11 protein-coding genes are annotated in these 18,053 nt (G+C 71.4%); 2 read left to right on the top strand and 9 right to left on the bottom strand.

Translation table 11 applies throughout. From position 1 onward, the window contains the following. Window positions 1–120 precede the first annotated feature (120 nt). Window positions 121–5,319 carry an SCO7613 C-terminal domain-containing membrane protein gene (locus ACIBF5_RS08100; protein ID WP_396809303.1) on the top strand — a complete coding sequence of 1,733 codons (5,199 nt, stop codon included), beginning with the start codon at window positions 121–123 and terminating at the stop codon, window positions 5,317–5,319. Between the two features lie 107 nt (window positions 5,320–5,426). Here the strand turns inward: ACIBF5_RS08100 and ACIBF5_RS08105 are convergent, their stop codons facing one another. From ACIBF5_RS08105 to mca, 9 genes are all read right to left on the bottom strand, one after another. Continuing rightward, complete coding sequence (locus ACIBF5_RS08105) at window positions 5,427–6,854, bottom strand: hypothetical protein (RefSeq protein ID WP_396809305.1); 1,428 nt, start codon at window positions 6,852–6,854, stop codon at window positions 5,427–5,429. Continuing rightward, entirely contained in the window at window positions 6,851–7,318 is a 468-nt protein-coding gene (locus ACIBF5_RS08110; protein WP_396809307.1) for a type VII secretion target, read from the bottom strand. The genes ACIBF5_RS08105 and ACIBF5_RS08110 overlap by 4 nt, the downstream gene beginning before the upstream one ends. 191 nt (window positions 7,319–7,509) lie before the next feature. Further along, complete coding sequence (glsA, locus tag ACIBF5_RS08115) at window positions 7,510–9,165, bottom strand: glutaminase A (RefSeq protein ID WP_396809308.1); 1,656 nt, start codon at window positions 9,163–9,165, stop codon at window positions 7,510–7,512. 261 nt (window positions 9,166–9,426) lie between these two features. After that, window positions 9,427–9,939 (bottom strand): 5-(carboxyamino)imidazole ribonucleotide mutase, encoded by a 513-nt coding sequence (gene purE, locus ACIBF5_RS08120; protein WP_396809310.1) that lies wholly within the window; start codon window positions 9,937–9,939, stop codon window positions 9,427–9,429. After that, window positions 9,936–11,108: a 5-(carboxyamino)imidazole ribonucleotide synthase gene (locus tag ACIBF5_RS08125; RefSeq protein WP_396809312.1), complete on the bottom strand. Its 1,173-nt coding sequence runs from the start codon at window positions 11,106–11,108 to the stop codon at window positions 9,936–9,938. The genes purE and ACIBF5_RS08125 overlap by 4 nt, the downstream gene beginning before the upstream one ends. Before the next feature lie 173 nt (window positions 11,109–11,281). Further along, window positions 11,282–13,270 carry a thioredoxin domain-containing protein gene (locus ACIBF5_RS08130; protein WP_396809314.1) on the bottom strand — a complete coding sequence of 663 codons (1,989 nt, stop codon included), beginning with the start codon at window positions 13,268–13,270 and terminating at the stop codon, window positions 11,282–11,284. An 82-nt stretch (window positions 13,271–13,352) separates the two neighbouring features. Next, entirely contained in the window at window positions 13,353–15,902 is a 2,550-nt protein-coding gene (locus ACIBF5_RS08135) for a putative bifunctional diguanylate cyclase/phosphodiesterase (protein WP_396809421.1), read from the bottom strand. A 262-nt stretch (window positions 15,903–16,164) separates the two neighbouring features. Further along, window positions 16,165–16,461 carry a hypothetical protein gene (locus ACIBF5_RS08140; protein ID WP_396809316.1) on the bottom strand — a complete coding sequence of 99 codons (297 nt, stop codon included), beginning with the start codon at window positions 16,459–16,461 and terminating at the stop codon, window positions 16,165–16,167. 51 nt (window positions 16,462–16,512) lie between these two features. Then, window positions 16,513–17,394: a mycothiol conjugate amidase Mca gene (gene mca / locus ACIBF5_RS08145; protein ID WP_396809318.1), complete on the bottom strand. Its 882-nt coding sequence runs from the start codon at window positions 17,392–17,394 to the stop codon at window positions 16,513–16,515. Between the two features lie 144 nt (window positions 17,395–17,538). Between mca and ACIBF5_RS08150 the strand changes: the two genes are divergently transcribed. Continuing rightward, window positions 17,539–17,973, top strand: a complete 435-nt coding sequence (locus ACIBF5_RS08150; RefSeq protein WP_396809320.1) for a DUF4307 domain-containing protein — start codon at window positions 17,539–17,541, stop codon at window positions 17,971–17,973. The last annotated feature ends 80 nt before the right edge of the window (window positions 17,974–18,053 follow it).

Raw genomic sequence — 18,053 nt, forward strand, 5'->3', positions numbered from 1 at the left:
GATCCACTCGGATCCGTGACCGGCTTTTCCGATCTCCCACCGGCGAGGGACTGTTCAACCCTCGCCTGCTTTGGGCATGCTTCCAGGTGAGTCCACTTTGCAGGCCGCTCGGGAGGTGCCATGAGTACGTACCGGTGCTCTTCGTGCGGCCGGGAGATCGAAGCCGCGCCCCGCTGCCCGCACTGCGAGGCCGAGCAGGGGCAGTGGGCCGACGACCTGGCCCGGATCGAACGCTCCATCGCCGAGATCAAGCAACGCGACGCCGCCATCGCCAGCGAGCAGAAACAACTCGCCGCGAAGATGCAGGCCGCGCTCTTCCAACGGGACATCCTCACCCACGCCAACGACGAGCGCCTGAAACAGACGACCAAGCCACGGCGGGTGTTACGCCGACGCGGCAACCGGCGGCCACCGACCGTCGACACCGGCCAGCCGCCACCCCGGGTGCCCCGGCAGAACGTCAGCACCGCCGGCACCAGCCGCGGTCAGGAGCGACTGTCCACCCCGGTACCACCCCCACCGCCGCAGCCCCGGCGTACCGGGATGGCCGGCGGGCGCGGGCCGGGGGGGCGCCCCGGCAACACCCCGCCCGGCAACCAGCCGGAAGCCTCGAACCGCGAGGTGCAGAACATCCTGCTCGGCCTCGGCGCGCTGCTGCTCGGCGTCGCCGCAGTCGCCTTCGCCGCCGTCGCGATCAGCTCCCAGAACGACTTCAGCCGGGTCGCGATCCTGCTCACCGCAACCGGGCTGATGCTGGTCGCGCCGCCGATCGTGGCCCGGCGCGGACTCACCGCCACCGCCGAGACGATCGCCGCCGTCGGCCTGCTCCTGGTGCCGCTCAACGGGTACGCGATCTTCGCCATCGACGTCATCTGGACCAGCGGACTACCGGGGCCCGTCTTCGCCGGCCTGACCTGCCTGCTCACCGCCGCCATCGGCTGGGTGTACGGCAGCGCCACCGGCCTGCACGTCGGGCGGTACGCCACCCTCGTCGCCGGCCAACCGGTGCTGCCCCTGCTCGCGTACGAATGGGTCAGTGGGGCGACCGGCTGGGCACTCGTCCTGGCCATGGTCGCCGCGATCGACCTCGCCCTGGCACGGGCCTTCACCCAGGACAGCCTGCAGGCGCCCCCGCCCGCCACCGGCTGGCAACCGCGCCCGCCCCGGGGCGCCACGGCAGACGACGAACCGCTCGCCGACGGGGCACGCCGACGCCCCGCCGACGACGGCGACCCCGGGCTGGACCGGCCAGAATCCGCCCCGGAGGAGGCGGACGCCGTACTCACCGTGCCGACCGGACGGCGGGAGGAACGGCCGGGGCGCGCCACTGTGGAAGCGGAACGCCCCCCACCGCCCCGACCCGCCCGGGCAGCCGCCTGGTCGACCATGGCCGCCCCCACCACCACCCCGTGGCTGCGCGAGCTGAGCTGGACGCTGCACGGGCTCGCCGTCGGCGCCGCCCTGCTCTACGCGGTGATCGCTCTGGTCGGCACCGAGACCGTACCGGGCGCGTTCCGGGCCGGTGCGGTGCTGATCCTCGCCGCCGCGATCGGGTTGGCCGGAGCACTCTCGGCCGGCCGGGCGCCACTGCCCGCACTCGCCGCCGGCGTACTCACGCTCGCGGTGATCGGTGCCGCCGGACGGATCGCCGCCGTGGCGCTACCCGGCCGGGCACTACTGCTCATCGCGCTCGTCGTCGCCCTGACCGGTCTCGGCGTACGGGTGGTGCCGGAAGCCTGGCGTCGGGGGCCGCAACTCGCCTCGGCGGTCGCACTGGTGGTCATCGGGGTGGTCGTCGCCGGCAGCGCGCTGCGCGCGGCGCTCGCCCCGATCCAGGCCGCCCTGCCGGTCTGGCGGGCCGACCTCGGCGACTACCCGGACGCCCTCGCCAACACGGTCGGCCCCGCCGCCTGGCAACTCGTGGCGACCGCCTTCCTGCTCACCGTCGCCGCCGTGGTTGCCCTGCCACCGGAGATGCGCCGGGAGTTCGCCGTCACCGGGGCCGCGCTGACCGCGCTCGCCGCCCCCGCCTCGCTCGGGCTCCCGTGGGCCGCCGCTCCCTGGCCACCGGTCCTGGTGGCGATCGGCATCGGCGTCGTCGGCCTCACCGCCGACACCCGGCGGGGCGCGCTCACCCACGCGGTCGCGGCGGCACTGGTCGGACTCGCCGGAGCCGGGGCCGCCGCCGCCCGCCCCAGTCTCACCGCGGCGGTTCTGCTCACCCTCGCGGTGGCCGGCCTGCTGATCAGTCTCGCGCCGAAGGTCGGCGGCATCACCCTCGGCGAGTCGGCGCACCTGGTGGCCAACTGGGCCGCCGGTGGCGCCGCGTTCGCCCTACCCGGAGCGGTCGCCGCGTTCGTCGCCGCGACCGTACCCGTCGACCCGACCCCAACCGCCACGTCGGTGCGGGACGCGACCGAACCGGTCCTCGCGGCCAGCTACCTGGCCGTCTGCGCGACCCTGCTGTACGCGGCCCTGGCCCAGGTCTCGCAACGACACATCAGCCTGCCGCTGACCCTGGGTACCGGCTTCGGCGCGCTCGCCGTCACCGCCGCCGCGTTCGGGGCACCCGGCGCCACCGTCGCCGACGCCTGGGTCGGCGCGCTGCTCATGGTCGCCGCGGTGCTGCTCTTCCTGGCCCCGTCGATAGACGCCGGACGGCGGGCGGACCGGCTGCTCGACGGCTCGGACTTCGCCGCCGCCGCCGCGACCGCCGGACTCGTCGGAGCGTTGGCCCGGATCGCCGGGATCCTCGCCCCCGGCGCAGAACTGGCGGTCGGTGCCGGGCTGGTCCTGGTCGTGGCGGTCGGGGTACGCGCGTTGCCGGAGCACTGGCGGCGGGGCCCGATCCTCGGCATCGCGCTCAGTGGCGGGGTGATCGCCCTGATCGCCGGCTACACGGCGCTCAGCGGCGGCCTGCGGGTCCTCGCCACTCCGGGCCGGATCTGGGCCGCCGACCTCGACGCCTGGCCCATGGGGAGCACCGGCGGCAGCGCCTGGCAGGCCCCGATCGCCCTGATCCTGCTCGCCGCGGCGGCAGCCGCCGCCCTCCCCCGTCCGTGGAAGTACGACATCGCCGGGGTCTGCGTCGGACTCGCCACCATCGGCACCCCGGCCGCCCTCGGCCTGCCCTGGTGGTCACCGATCGTGGTCGGCGGCGCGGTCGCGACCGCCTACGGAATGGCTTCCGCCGCAGCCGCCGACCCCCGGGCCGGTCTGGCCCGCGCCACCGTCGCGGCCGTCGTGGCGCTACACGCGGTCGGTGCGAGCCTGGTCCGGCCCTGGACGACCGCCGCCGCCCTCGGGGTCATCGCCCTGGTCGGCCTGGTCGTCGCGGTGCTCGCCCGGACGATCGGCAACCTCACCCCCACCCCCGACACCGGTGGACGGACAACCAGCGGCGACCCCGGGTACGACGAACCATTCGACGACGACCTGGAGGACGACCTGGACGGCGAGCCGGCCTCCCGGGTCGAACCCATCGACGACCTACCCCCGCACCTCGGGCAGATCGGTGGCGCGGCGGCCGGCGGCGCACTGCTCGCCCTGCCCGGTGCGTTCGCCGCCCTGGCCGCCGCCCTCGGTTTCACCGCCGACATCGTGCTGACCAGTGCGCTCGCCGCGTCGAGCCTGGGTGTCGCCCTGCTCGCCCTGGCGCGGCGGCGGGTCCCGCGCTACCTGCCGTACGCGACCGTCGGTGTGGTCGGCGGAGCGACCATCACCGCCGTCGCGTCCATCCCCACCGGTCTGCCCGCCGGTGTCTACGCCGCGGCGGCGGCACTGCTCGGTGTTCTCGCCGAACTGGCCCGGGCCGCCACGCCACCGCCGGGTAGCGGCGCCCAGCCGATCCGCCGCTGGTCGGTGATGCTCGGCGGCGCCGTCCGCCAGTTGCCCGACCAGCCCCGGGGCCGCTGGGCGATCAGCCCGACCGTGGGCGCGATGACCGCCGCGGTGCTGCCGACCCTGGTCGCCGTCGCCACCCTGGCGCCCGTCCTGGTCGCCGCGCTGGTCGAGCCGTACCAGGTGCTCTACGGAATCTGGGACGGCGCGCCCGAGACGATCGCGAACCCGAGCGGCAACGCGGTCGACGGCACCCATGTGCTCGCGGCGCTGCTGCTGACCGTGGCGGCGGCGCTCGCCGCGACCGGCTTTGTCGGCGGCCGACCGGCGCGGGCGATCCCGGTCATCCTGCCCGGGGCGGCGATCACGGTCCTGATCGCCCCGATCTCGCTCGGGCTCGGCTGGCCGAACAGCACGATGGCCGCCCTGGCCGTGTTCACCATCGCCATGCTCGGGCTCGCCCTGACTCCGCCGCCACCGGACGCGGAACGGGCCAGGTCACTGCGGCTGACCCGGATCCTGGTCTTCGCCATCGGCCTGGCCGCCGGCGGTGCCGGCCTCGCCGGTGCGCTCGCCACCCGCGAACTGACCCTGTTCACGCTCGGCGCCGCGGTGGCGGTCGGCGGCATCGCCGCGTTTGCCGGACAGACCCAACCCGCCCGGATCCTCGGCTGGCTCTTCGCCTCGGTCATGGCCCAGCTCTTCGTCTTCACCGCCGGGCTGGTCGCCGGCCTCGACCCGGTCTGGTCCGCGTTCGGCGTACTCGCGGTCGGCGCGGCACTGCTGCTGATCGCCGCGACCCTGCCCCGGCTGCGCCGACCCGAGTCGCTGCGCGAGGCGGCGACGGTCGAATGGACCGGGTACGGCGCCGCGCTCATCGCCGGGGCGCTCGCCTTCGACTCGCCCCGGCACATTGCCGCCCTGCTCGCCGCCTGGGGCGCCGTTCTCGGTGTGGCGGCGACCCGGCCGGGACGTCGGGTGGTGGCCCGGCGAATCCTCTTCTGGGCCGCCGTGGTCTGCGAAATCAGTGCCTGGTGGCTGCTGATGGGGGTCGCCGACGTGGCCCTCCCTGAGGCGTACACGCTGCCGTTCGCGGCGCTCGCCCTGCTGGTCGGCATCCTGGAACTGCGGCACCGGTCGGACGTGAGCAGTTGGGTCGCGTACGGCCCCGCGTTGGTCGCCGCGTTCCTGCCCACCCTGGTGATCGTGCTCGGCACCTCCGGCGGCGACCTGCGCCAGATCCTGCTGCTGCTCGGCGGCGTCGCCGTGCTGATCTTCGGTTCCTGGCGGCGCCAGCAGGCACCGGTGATCATCGGGGCGATCGTCACCGTGATCGCCACCCTGCACCTGCTGACCGTCTTCGGGCCGTGGCTGGTGCTGATCCCGGTCGGCATCGTGCTGCTGGTCCTCGGCGCCAGCAACGAACGGCGTACCAAGGCTCAGGAACGCCTACGCGGCGCGCTGCGTGGCATGCGGTGACCCGGGCCCCCGCCCGACCGGAGGGGGCCCGGGGTACGGGACCGAATCGCTGGCTGGAAAGCATGGTGTCGGCGTCCCGATACCTGCTTCTGCCGTCCTGGAATCGATCAGTCCGAGGGTGCGCCTGCCGTGTGGCTGACCGGGGTGGTGGTGTTTCCGTCAGTCGACGGGCCGTTCACGGGTTCGGGCGGTAGGTCACCACTGTGCGGTGGCGTGTGCGGTACGGCGGTGTTCGTGTTCGCGCTCGTACTCGCCCACGGGTTCGGCTCAGCGGGCGGGGGCGGCATGTTGGCCGGCGGTCGGATGAGTGTCGGGTTGTTCGATGAGGGCACGTCCTGCCACATTTCGTGACCGTCGCCGCTGGTCGACGCGGGCCACTGATACGGGTCCGGCACGTCGTTCGTCGACGAGTTGTCGCCATCGCCGCTGACCGGCGTCGGCGACCGGTACAGGTCCGGGACATCATTCATCGGCGGGTTGTCGCCGTCGCCGCTGTTGGAGGCGGCCGGTGATTGCGGGCGGGCCCGCCCGTCGAGGTAACGGTTGAGGCCCTTTTCGATGTGGTCGGCCGGGGCGATGGAGAGCTTGTTACCCGGGTTCATTGCTGTGTGGCGTACGCCCCAGGCACCGTTGAAGGCACCGTTGGCGGCTCCGGAGACCCAGTCGCCGGAGAGTCCGAAGACGGCGTCCTGAGCGGCTCCTTCGGCCATACCGGCGAGTGCCCCGTACCCGGCACCCCAGGTCAGGTTCCCGGCCGCCTTGCCCACGACCGGCAGGACGCTCCCGGTGCCGGGCAACCTCCCAGCGCCGGGCAAGCGCTCGAAACCCGATTTGAGGATCTTGCCGGCACCGGACCGGAGTATCCCGCCCAGGAAGCCCGCGCCGACACCGACCGTGCCGCCCACCGCCCCGTTGACCGCGGCCGTAGCCAACTGTTTGCCGTTCAACGAGCGGCGGTGGCCCTGTGCCCGCTCGATCAGCTGAGCCAGCAGGGTAAAGCCGACCTGCGCGAGTATCGATTCGGCGACCCGGGTCACGGCGGTGATGATCACGCGGCGCAGTACGCCCCAGAGGAAGGTCCGGCCTGCGGCTATGTCCGCCGCGGCTTTCGCCGCGCCGCCGAACGCCCACATCAGCGCGTCGAGCGCGAGCTGTATGAAGAGCACCACCAGGCAGCCGATGATCGTGATCCGCAGTGTCTCGATCTCGTTGGCGAGTTCCTCCAGCGAGTCGGCCGCCGAGTCGCAGCAGGCGGCGAGGAGCGGCAGGATCGCCGACTCGTCACCCGGCCCCGTACCGATCAGCCCCACCACGTAATCGTCGAACGCCTGCCGGGTCTCGCCCTCCAGGCCCTCGTCCACCAGATGCTTGACGGTGGCCACCTTCTCGGCGCAGGAACGGGCCGTTCGGGCTGCCTCGCGCCAGGCCGCCGCCTCGGCACGCAGAGCGGTCTCGTCACCGGTCGGCCACTTGTTGCCGACCAGGATCATCAACAGGTTCTGTAGTTCCGGTGGCACATGATGCGCGTCGATCACAGCTTGCTCGATGGTGACGGTTCCACCAGGGACCGCGCCCGCTCGGTCGCGTCGTCCTCGACGTCGACGAAGGTACGGCTGGTCTGTCGCAGCTTGTCGGCCATGTCGCGCAGCACCTCGGGCAGCTCCTCCATGGCCTTTATCAGGGCCTGGCGGGGCTCGGCGAACACCGACCCGAAACTCTGCCCCAGCCCCGGATCGTCACCCCACGGGGTCGGTCCGGAACGGTCCACCGCGCTGTCCACCAGCCGTGCCGCGCCAGCCGCCTCATCCGCCGCCTCGCCGGCCGCGGCAGCCGCCTTGTCCAGCGCCTCCGTGTCCACCACCAGGTGACCGGGCAGGTCCAGCGGGCCGCCCAGGCCATCCGGCACCGGCGAGTCGAAACCCGGGGCCGTAACCGGGGCGTTGCGATAGCCACCCACCGGGCCCGGAACGTCCGGACCAGGCGTAGACGGCGTGGGCACAGGTGACCTCCCAAAGCCGGACAAGCGGCTCTGTCGAGGCCGCTCACCCAGCACAGCAGCGCGTGCCCCTTCGCCGGAACCGGCTTTGACGACACCTGTACACGCGCGCACACGATCTTGACGGGCCTCTGATACCCAATCGAATCCACACAAGAGCGATCAACCAGATAGCGGACCGACCACCGGAACGTTCAGCCTACGACTGGAAGGGCGACCGACTCGGCGTCGGCCGGGCCAGCCAATCTCTGGCGCAGCAAGTCCACGATGCTCTGGTGGTCGCCGCGTACCGCGTCGACCACCGGGGCGTTGCCCCACCGGTCGACCGGAGCGGGATCCGCCCCCTGGTCGAGCAGATACTCGACGATCTCGTACCGCCCCTCGGAGGCAGCCAGATGAAGGGCGGTACGCCCGTCGTAGTCGCCGGCGTTCGGATCGATCCCACCGGCGACCAGGGCCCGGACCTCGTCGAGGTCGCCCTGGCTGGCGGCCCAACAGAGCCTGACCATGTCGTTCAGCGCCGCCTCGTGCTTCCGCTTCCGCGGGTCGCGCTTGCCCGAGTTCTCGTTGTCGACCAGCCCGTCGAAGACGTGGAAGTTGTACTTCGACACCAGGCTGCGACTGAACTCGATCCCCCGTACGGAATTACCCAGCGAGTCGAGCCGGGGCGACCAGATGCAAATCCCCATCACCTGAGGAATCACCAGCATCAGCCCGCCGGAAACGCCGCTCTTGGCCGGCAGCCCGATCGAGAAGGCAAACTCCCCGGAATAGTCGTACATCCCACACGAGGACATGAGCGACAAGCAGTTCTGAACCGTACCCGTCGAGAATATGCGTCCACCACCCAACGGCGAGACACCACCGCCGGCAAGTGACGCCGCCACCACCGCCAGCGACTCGGCGTCGATCTCCAGCGAGCAGCACTGGAAGTAGAATTCCAATGTGTCGAGCAGGTTGGTGCCCGACGGGAAGGCGCCACTCTCCCGCATGGAATAGCCCAGCGCGAAGTTCCGATCTGCGGTCTGCCGCTCGGACAGATACACCGCGTTGTTGAATCCGATCCGCCCACCGCCGGAGAGTTTCCGCCACGCGTCCGTGTAGTAGTCGAACCGGTCGGCCGAGTCCATCTCGGGGCGTATCAGCGAGCAGCACATGATGGCCCCCGAATTGATCATCGGGTTGTGCGGCAGGCCGTCGTTGTTGAGGGTCAACTCGTTGAAGCCCCGCCCGCTCGGCTCCCGGCCCACATGCCGATGGACGACGTCGGCCCCATGCTCCTCCAGCGCCAGACAGTAGTTGATCGGCTTGCAGACCGATTCCACGCAGAAACCGGTGTTGGAGTCGCCGATGGCGAACCGCTGGCCGTCGACCGTACAAACCGCGATCGCCAGTTGGTTCGGATCGACCCGGGCCAGTTGCGGTATGTAGTCGGCGACCGCTCCCCGCACGTCGCCGAGCAGCGCTTCGTACATGCCCGTCAGCTCGTCGCCGAACGTGGCGAAGTCCGGCACCACCAGATCACCACGAAGCGCACGAGCGATGAGATCGTTGTCGCGCTGACACATCGCGACGAAGCTCTCCAGGCTCAGGCCACGAACGTCGCCGGACTCGGCGCGGACATGGGCCAGCGTCTCCCGCAGCCGGGGATCGCTGGCGGAGATTCCGGTCGGGCCGAGGCGGTCGACCAGCTCCAGCGGGGAGACGGTTCCGTCGGCGGCGCGGCTGAGCGAGTCGTACAACCTCTGGTAGGTCGCCGTCCGGTCGACGGCGCGCGGGTCCTGCGCGTCGACCCGTCCGGTGCCCGGAACCGTGGTCGACACACCGTTGCTTGTGGATTTCGCGGTCACCGTTGCCCCTCCCCGCCCGATCACCCATAAGACATACGGGAGCCCGAACGGTTCTCCAACCCGCGTCGAGGCATTGTAATAATGCCCACCCGAATTGATTACCTACGGGAGAGTAGGGCTCACCGACTGCCAACCCGCACCAATAACAGGTAAACGCCGCGCAGCCGCAACCCCACCGGCGACGGAAAGCGATGAAATGCGCAATCTGATAGTTGAGCACCCATCGGGCACGATGCCACTCGGTTCCGGTGCGGCGTCGACTCAGGAGGTGAGGCTGGCCTGGAGCGCCTTTTCCTTCTGCTCGACCAGAACCTCCAGCGATTCCGCGAACGCGGTGACCCGGGCCTGCAACTCGGCGTCGCCGGTGGCCAGGATGCGTACGGCGAGCAGCCCGGCGTTGCGGGCATTGCCGATCGAGACCGTGGCGACCGGGATGCCGGCCGGCATCTGCACGATCGAGTAGAGCGAATCCACCCCGTCGAGGTGCGTGAGCGGCACCGGAACACCGATCACGGGCAACGGGGTGACCGAGGCGACCATGCCGGGCAGGGCAGCCGCCCCACCCGCACCCGCGATGATCACCTTGAGACCGCGTCCGGCCGCCTGCTGGCCGTACTCGATCATTTTGACCGGCGTACGGTGCGCCGAGACGACCCGCACCTCGTAGCCGATGCCGAACTCGTCCAGCACACTGGCGGCGGCCTTCATCGTGGGCCAGTCCGAGTCGCTTCCCATGATCAGACCGACCTGGGTCGCTGCTTCCGCAGCCGTCATCGCCCCTCCTGGAGCCACTGGGCGGCCCGCGCGGCGCGTGCCCGTACCTGTTCGAGGTTGTCGCCAAGGACCGTGACGTGGCCGATCTTCCGACCGGGACGGACCTGCTTGCCGTAGAGATGCACCTTGGCGCCGGGATCGGTGGCGAAGAGGTGGTGCAACCGCTCGTCGATCGAGATCCCGCCCTCGGCCCCGCCGAGCACGTTCGCCATCACCACGACCGGCGCGGTCAGCGCGGTGTCCCCCATCGGATAGTCGAGCACCGCCCGCAGGTGCTGCTCGAACTGCGAGGTCCGGGCCCCCTCGATGGTCCAGTGGCCGGAGTTGTGCGGCCGCATGGCCAGCTCGTTGATCACCAACGCCGGGTTGCCGTCCGGGTCGGTGACCTCGAACAGTTCGACCGCGAGCAGGCCGACGACGTCAAGCGTGGTGGCGATGTCGATCGCCAACTGCTGGGCGGCCAGGGCCAGCGGCTCCGGCAGGTCCGGCGCCGGGGCGAGCACCTCGACACAGATCCCGTCCCGCTGCACCGTCTCCACCACCGGGTACGCGGCGACCTGCCCGAACGGCGAACGAGCCACCTGTACGGCCAACTCCCTACGGAGCGCCACCCGCTCTTCGACGATCAACTCGGTGCCGCTGTCGAGCAGCTTCGACACCAGGGCTTCTCCGTCGGCGGCGTCCGACACGACCCAGACGCCCCGGCCGTCGTAGCCACCACGGGCCGCCTTGAGCACCACCGGCAAGCCGACCTCGTCCCCGAAGCCGGTGAGGTCCGCCGGGGCGGCCACCGGCCGCCAGCGCGGCACCGGTGCGCCGAACGCACCGAGCCGTTCCCGCATCGCCCGCTTGTCCTGCGCGTAGAGCAGGGCGTCAGCGGACGGGTAGAGGGTCACCTCTTCCGCCGCGAGGGCGCGGATGTGTTCGGACGGCACATGCTCGTGGTCGAAGGTGACCACGTCGCAGCCCTTCGCGAAGATCCGTAGTGCGGAGAGGTCGGTGTGGTCGCCGTACCGGACGTCAGCGGCGACCAGCGCGGCCCCGTCCTCCGGGGTGAGCGCCAGGACACGCAGTGACTGGCCGAGGGCGATAGCGGCCTGGTGGGTCATCCGGGCGAGTTGACCGCCCCCCACCATGCCGACAACGGGCAGACCGGTTCGAGAATCCATAACGCCGGCAAGCCTAGCGGGCTCTCCGCCCCCTTACCCCCGCACCCGGTCCCGAGGGGTAAGGAAGGGCCCCTTGTTATCGCTTTCTGTATAGGAAGGGCCCCTTCCTAACGCAGACGCCGGTGAGCGGGGCGGGCCGCGACGGGGGGCGGCAGGCGACGAGCGGGCGGGGATCAGCCGAGTTGGGCGAGCAGGTCCTCGACGGTACGAACCGGACGGTCACAGACAAAACCACGGCAGACGTACGCCGTGGAACCCTCGTCCAGCAGCGGCCGGTCCGCCAGCAGCGGCACCCCCGGCTGGTCCGGAGCCCCGGCGACGACGACCGCCCCGGGCGGCGCGTGCCTCCGGGCGGCAAGCAGCAGCGGATCGCCCACCGGATCGGTCGTGACGATCGCCACCTCGTACGGGCCGGAGAGCAGCGCCTCCCCGGTGGTGGCGGCGTAGCCGGTGAACCGGGCATGCCGGGCCACGATCGGGGCGATCGTGGCCAGCGCCGTCTCGGCGACCTCCCGGTAGCGCGGCTCACCGGTCAGCGCCGAGTACGCCACCAACGCCGCCACCAGGGCGGAGAGCCCGGACGGGGTGGCGTTGTCGGTCGGGTCGGCTGGCCGCGTGATCAGCCTCTCGGCGTCGTCGGCGGTGTCGTAGAACCCGCCGCTCCCGGTCGCGAAATGGGCCAGCGCCACGTCCAGCAGCTCACCGGCGAGCGTCAGCCAGCGCCCCTCGCCGGTGAGCTGGTGTACGGCGCAGAACGCCTCGGCCACCGCCCCGTAGTCCTCCAGCACCCCGGCGGGTTCGCCCACCTTGCCGTCCCGCGAGACCCGGCGCAGCCGCCCGTCGACGATGTGCCGCTCGGCGAGCACCCCGGCGATGTCCCGGGCCGCCCCGGCGGTCACCGCGTCACCGGTCAGGGTCGCGTACTCGACCAGGGCGGTGACCGCCAGCCCGTTCCAGGCGGCGACCACCTTGTCGTCCCGGGCCGGTTGGGGACGCAGGTCGCGTACGGCGCGCAGGGCACCCCGTACCCGCCGCCAGCGGGCGGCCACCTCGGGGTCGACGTCGTCGATGTCCCGGGCGAGTCGGAGCACGCTGGTCCCGTGTTCAAAACTGCCAGCCGGAGTGACCGCGAAGAGGTCGGCCGCCCACTGCCCGTCGTCGGTGCCGAGCGCCTCGACGAGTTGGTCCGGGGTCCAGGCGTAGGTGGCCCCCTCCACCCCCTCGGTGTCGGCGTCGAGGGCGGAGGCGAGCCCGCCGGCGGCGGTGCCGAGGTCGTCCAGGAGGAAGCCGGCGGTCTCCGCCGCGATCCGCTCGGCCATCCGGTCCCCGGTGAGCCGCCAGAGCTGGGTGTAGACGCGCAGCAGCAGGGCGTTGTCGTAGAGCATCTTCTCGAAGTGCGGCACGGTCCAGTGCCCGTCCACGGAGTAGCGGGCAAAGCCACCCGCGAGTTGGTCGTAGATCCCGCCCCGGGCCATCGCCTCGGCGGTGTGCCGGACGATCTCCAGCGTCCGAACCGAGCCGGTCCGCTGGTAGTGCCGGAGTTGGAAGAGCAGGTTCATGTGCGGCGGGAACTTCGGGGCGCCGCCGAACCCTCCGTTGACGGAGTCGTACTCCCGGGCAAGCTGGTCGGCGGCGGCGTCGAGCAGTTCGGCGGTGAGCGGTGCGGTCGGCCCGCCGAGGGCCTGGGCGCCACCGATCGCCTCGACCACCGCGGCGCCCTGCTGCAACACGGCCTCGCGCTGGTCCCGCCACGCGGTGGTGACCGATTCGAGCAGTCGGACGAAGTTGGCCCTGGGGAAGTACGTGCCGCAGAAGAACGGGGTGCCGTCGGGCGCGGCGAGTACGGTCATCGGCCAGCCGCCCTGGCCGGTCATCGCCTGGGTGGCGGTCATGTAGACCGCGTCGACGTCCGGCCGCTCCTCCCGGTCCACTTTGATCGACACGAAGTTGTCGTTGAGCAGCCGGCCGACCGCCGGGTCCTCGAACGACTCGTGTGCCATCACGTGGCACCAGTGACAGGCCGCGTACCCCACCGAGATGAGCACGGGTACGTCACGCCGCTTCGCCTCGGCGAACGCCTCCTCGGACCACGGCCACCAGTCGACCGGGTTCTCCGCGTGCTGGAGCAGATAGGGGCTGGTCGCGCTCGCCAGTCGATTCACCTGACGACCATATCCAGCGGCGTCCGACCGCGCCCGCGTCCCCCGGTCTGCGCTGTCGCCGGTGCCTGGGGCGAGCTGCCGGTCAGGAAGCGCCGTCGGCGCGCAGCGGGAAGATCCTTGCCTGCTGGGCGCTGTCGAGCTGGCTACGGAGCACCGTGACGATCTTGTCGGAGGGCATCGGCCGGAAGAAGTGGTAGCCCTGGGCCGCCGTGCAGCCGAGTTCGGCCAGGGCGGCGCGCTGGTCGGCGGTCTCCACCCCTTCGGCCACCACCCGTAGGCCCAGCTCCCGTCCGAGCCCGACGGTCGACCGTACGATCGCCGCGGCCTCCGGCGAGTCGGCCATCGCCATCACGAAGGAGCGGTCCACCTTGAGTTCGTCGACGGGCACCCGGGTCAGGAAGGTGAGCGAGGAGAAGCCGGTGCCGAAGTCGTCCACCGCGAGCTGGATCCCCATCGCCCGGAGTTCGGATAGCACTTCGTCGATCACGCCCAGCTCGCTCATCACCACCGTCTCGGTGATCTCCAGCACCAGCCGGTGGGCCGGCACCTGATGCCGGCGCAACGACTCGGCCACCTCCGCCGGCAGCCTCGGGTCGAGCAGGCTGCGCGCGGAAAGGTTGATCGAAATCGGTACGTCGAGTCCGTGCCGGGCCCAGTCGGCGGCGACCGCGAGCGCCTTGTCGATCACGTACCGGGTGAACGGGCCGAGCAGTTCGCTGCCCTCGATGGTGCGGACGAAGTCGACCGGTCCGAGTCGACCGCGACGCGGGTGTCGCCAGCGGATCAGCGCCTCCACCCCGGTTGGCGCACCGGTGGCGAGGTCGACCGCGGGTTGCAGGGCGAGCATGAGCTGGTCGTCCGAGGCGAGCGCCTCACGCAGCTCGGCGAGGAGCGCGAGCTGGTCGGTGCTGGCCGCGTCCTGGCCGCTGTCGTAACTGGCGACGCTTCCTCCGCCCGCCTTGGCCTGGTACATCGCGATATCGGCTCGGCGCAGCAGCTCGGTCATGTCGGCGGTGCCGGCGCCGGCCACCACCACGCCGACCGATGCCTCGACCGACATCCGTACGCCGGCGACCTCGGTCGGTGCGGCCAGCTCGGCCACGATCTCCCGAGCCCGGCGCAGCGGGTACGGCAGCGAGGCGGGCCACTCACCGAAGATGTTCAGTTCGGTCGCGACCGGCAGGGGGAGCGCGGTCGTCGGCAGCGCGACCGCCGGCAGTGGCGTGGCCGGTAGCGACGTGATCAGCAGTGCGAACTCGTCGCCGCCGAGCCGGCCGAGCACCTCGCCGTCGCGGCGGAGTTCCTGCAGTCGGCGGGCGGTCACCTGGAGCAGTTCGTCTCCGGCGGCGTGCCCGAGGGTGTCGTTGACCTCTTTGAAGTTGTTGATGTCGAGCAGCAGCAACGCCACCGGGTGGTCGTGCCCGAGCCGGTGCAGTGCGAGGTCGCCCTTGCTCAGCATGGCCGCGCGGTTGACCAGTTTGGTCAACGGGTCGTGCACCGCCTCGTACGACGACTGGGCGGCCATGATTCGCAGTTCCTGGTGGGTGGCGGCATCGTGCAGGGCCGCCGCGAGCGCGTCGGCGAACGCGGACAGCACGTCCTGGTCCCGCTCGCCGGGGACTACCGACCGGGGCAGTCGCACCCGGAGTTCGCCGACCTGCGCGGTGCCGACCTCAAGCGGACGGGACAGCACGTGGCCGCCGCTGCCGCCCTGGACGCGCACCAGCACGTCCTGGTCCGTCACCGGTCCGCCGGCGGTGACGCTGTAGCGCCGCCACCGCCCGTCGCCCCGGGCGACGTCGAGGTCGACTCCGTCCGCGCCGAAGACAGCCAGTGCGCCGTTCACCCCGGCGATCGCCACGCCCCGTTCGTCAAGTTTGTTGAGGGTGCTGGTCGCCTCCGCGAAGGCGCGCCAGGTACGGCGTTCGTCGTGGGCCCGCAGCCGCTGGCCGTACGTCTGCTGGAGCAGCCACCAGACCGGTGGCAGCGCCAGCAGCCAGCGGGGACTGTGTTCGAGGATGGTGACGACGGCGAGACCGACCAGGACGTTGCCGACGAACATCAGGAGCTTGCCGCGCAACGCGCGCAGCAGTAGCTGCCCCATCGGCAGCCGGTGCCGCAGCGACATGGTCAGCGCGGCGAGCCAACCGCTGGCCAGCAGGTAGGTCGACGCGCCGAGCAGCAGGGCGATGGTGAGCGCGGGGGTGAGCCCGGCACCGAGTGGGGCGCCGAAGGTGGTGGTGACAGTGGTGGCGACGGCGATGGCGGCGGTCAGGGAGGCGGCGATGTGCACCACCTCGACGACCGAACGCCGATCTGGAAAGATCGACAGCACTCCCCAGCCGAGTCCCGCCCCGACCAGTGCCGCGACCGGGAGCCAACCGGCGGGCGCCAGGTAGAGCCCGATGACGAGTGCGGCTTCGCCCCAGGTCACGTTCACCATGCCGGCCGCGACCCGGAAACGGAGCCGGGCGAGTTGGGCGAGCGCGAACACGCCGGCGACGATGGCGATCCGGACGAGCGGTTCGACGGAGTCGAGCGGGTCGTCCGGTGGCAGTTGGGCCGGGACCGCGAGTCCGGCACCGGCGGCGGCGAGCGCCGCCGCCAGCACCGCCGCGGTGAGGACGAGCATGCGGCGGGGCGTTTCGGTGATGCCGACCAGGGCCGCGAACCGTGGGGCGGCCGGTCGGCCCGATGTCACGGGCCGCCTCCGCCCGCAGTCCCCGGACGCAGGGCGTCAGCGGGCCGCGCACCGCGCCGGGCGTCGGATCTGACTCTCATCGGCGCCCCCTCCCGCGCACGGTGCGGGGACTTTTGGTCCCCGGCGGAAGGCTAAGCCAAACCGGTTTGGCGCAACAGGGGGCGGCCGGCCGGTTTAGCCGGGAACATGCCCGCTAGCGGTCGTTCCCGCCCTGGTGGGAGGCACTGGGAGCGCTCCCGCCAGATTCCTCTGTCGAGTCCACCTCACCGGCCCCCGTAACGGACGAATCGACCCTCCCGGACCGGGCGTCGAGCGACTGGTCGGGGAACCGGTCCGGCAACCGCCGCAGCCGCGCGTTCATGTTGCGAATCAACAGAACCGTGGCGATGGCCAGCACCACGATCAGGAAGAGGCCCATCGGACCGGCCAGGCCACCGGTCCGGGTGTCCCCGAAGTTGTTCGCCGCGAGCACCTGCACAGCGGTCAGCATGACTGGGATCCTTCGATAGGCGAGCTTTCATAACAGTACGCCTGGACTGGGTCAACGGGCATGGGTGGTCCCACGGATGCCAGCGAACAGGTCAGACTCCGGCATCGGGCTCTCCACCAGCGACTTGACCAACTCGAAGTCCTCGGTCGGCCAGGACCGCTGCTGGATCTCCATCGGCACCTGGAAGAAGAAGCCGTCCGGGTCGATCTGGGTGGCGTGAGCCCGCAACGCGTCGTCGCGGACGGGGAAGTACTCCGCGCACTCCACCCGGGTGGTGACCCGTGGCCCCTTGTCCGGGCGGTTCTCCCAGTTCTTGAGCCACTCCTCGTACGGCGACGTGAGCCCCGCCGCGAGCACCGCCTCGTGCAGCGCCATCAACCGCGCCTTGGAGAAGCCGATGTCGTAGTAGAGCTTCAAGGGCTGCCATGCCTCACCCAGCTCCGGGAACTGCTCGGGGTCACCCGCGGCCTCGAAGGCGGCCACGGTGATCTTGTGGCACATGATGTGGTCCGGGTGCGGGTAGCCGCCGTCCTCCGGGTAGGTGGTCACCACGTGCGGCCGGAACTCCCGCATCAGCCGAACCAGCGGGCGGGTCGCCACCGTCAGGTCCTGCAGCCCGAAACAGCCCTCGGGCAGCGGCGGCAGTGGGTCGCCCTCGGGCAGCCCGGAGTCCACGAACCCGAGCCACGCCTGCTCCACACCGAGGATCGCCCGGGCGGCGTCCATCTCCGCCCGGCGGATGTCGGCGATGTTCGCCCAGACGTCCGGGCGGTCCAGCTTGGGGTTGAGTACGCTGCCGCGCTCACCCCCGGTGCAGGTCGCCACGAGCACGCTCACGCCCTCGGCGACGTATTTCGCCATGGTCGCGGCGCCCTTGCTCGACTCGTCGTCGGGATGGGCGTGTACGGCCATGAGACGTAGTTGCTCTGCCAACGGATGCTCCTCGTCCGTGCTGCCGTCGAGCCCCCGCGGCTCGACTGGCTGACCTGCCGGTATCGTTCGGTCACCGGCTGCGAAGATGGACTCTGCCATTCTGGCCGATGCCACCGACAACGTGCCCCGCAGGAGATGTGCCCGGTGACCGAGACGAACGCCACCCGTTCCTCCGACACGCCGGTCTTCCCCGAGGGCCGGTACGGACACCGCCGCACCTCCGGACGCCGGCGGCCCTGGCTCAGCGCACTGCTGGCGGTCGCCCTGCTGGCCGTGCTGGGACTAGCCGCGGCCCGGCTCTACCGGCAGTACGGCGATCCCACGTACGACGCTCAGGTGATCACCTACACCGACATTACCGACAGCCAGTTGCGGCTGGTGTTCCGGGTGACCGTACCGGCCGGCGGGTCGGCGGTCTGCGCCGTACGGGCACGCTCCCGGGACGGCGCCGAGGTCGCCCGCGAAGAGGTACGCGTCGACGCCCCGCCCGGTGAGCGCCAGCCGGTGGTCGAGCACCTGCTCAAGACCTCCGGCGTGGCGATAATCGGCGAGGTGCTCCGCTGCCGGGCCGCGAACTGAGCCAGCCCTCGGCCGGCTGCCCCGCCTGAACCCGCGACGTACCGGACCGGGGGTAGCGCTCCCAGAACAGGCCGTAGAGG

It is taken from the genome of Micromonospora sp. NPDC050417 (assembly GCF_044458865.1).
Lineage (GTDB): Bacteria > Actinomycetota > Actinomycetes > Mycobacteriales > Micromonosporaceae > Micromonospora_G.

What these genes read in the sequence shown, in the direction of transcription:
- ACIBF5_RS08100 (WP_396809303.1), top strand. Translation starts at nt 121, where the DNA reads ATGAGTACGTACCGGTGCTCTTCGTGCGGCCGGGAGATCGAAGCCGCG.
- purE (WP_396809310.1), bottom strand. Translation starts at nt 9,939, where the DNA reads ATGACGGCTGCGGAAGCAGCGACCCAGGTCGGTCTGATCATGGGAAGC.
- ACIBF5_RS08125 (WP_396809312.1), bottom strand. Translation starts at nt 11,108, where the DNA reads ATGGATTCTCGAACCGGTCTGCCCGTTGTCGGCATGGTGGGGGGCGGT.
- ACIBF5_RS08135 (WP_396809421.1), bottom strand. Translation starts at nt 15,902, where the DNA reads ATGCTCGTCCTCACCGCGGCGGTGCTGGCGGCGGCGCTCGCCGCCGCC.
- ACIBF5_RS08140 (WP_396809316.1), bottom strand. Translation starts at nt 16,461, where the DNA reads ATGCTGACCGCTGTGCAGGTGCTCGCGGCGAACAACTTCGGGGACACC.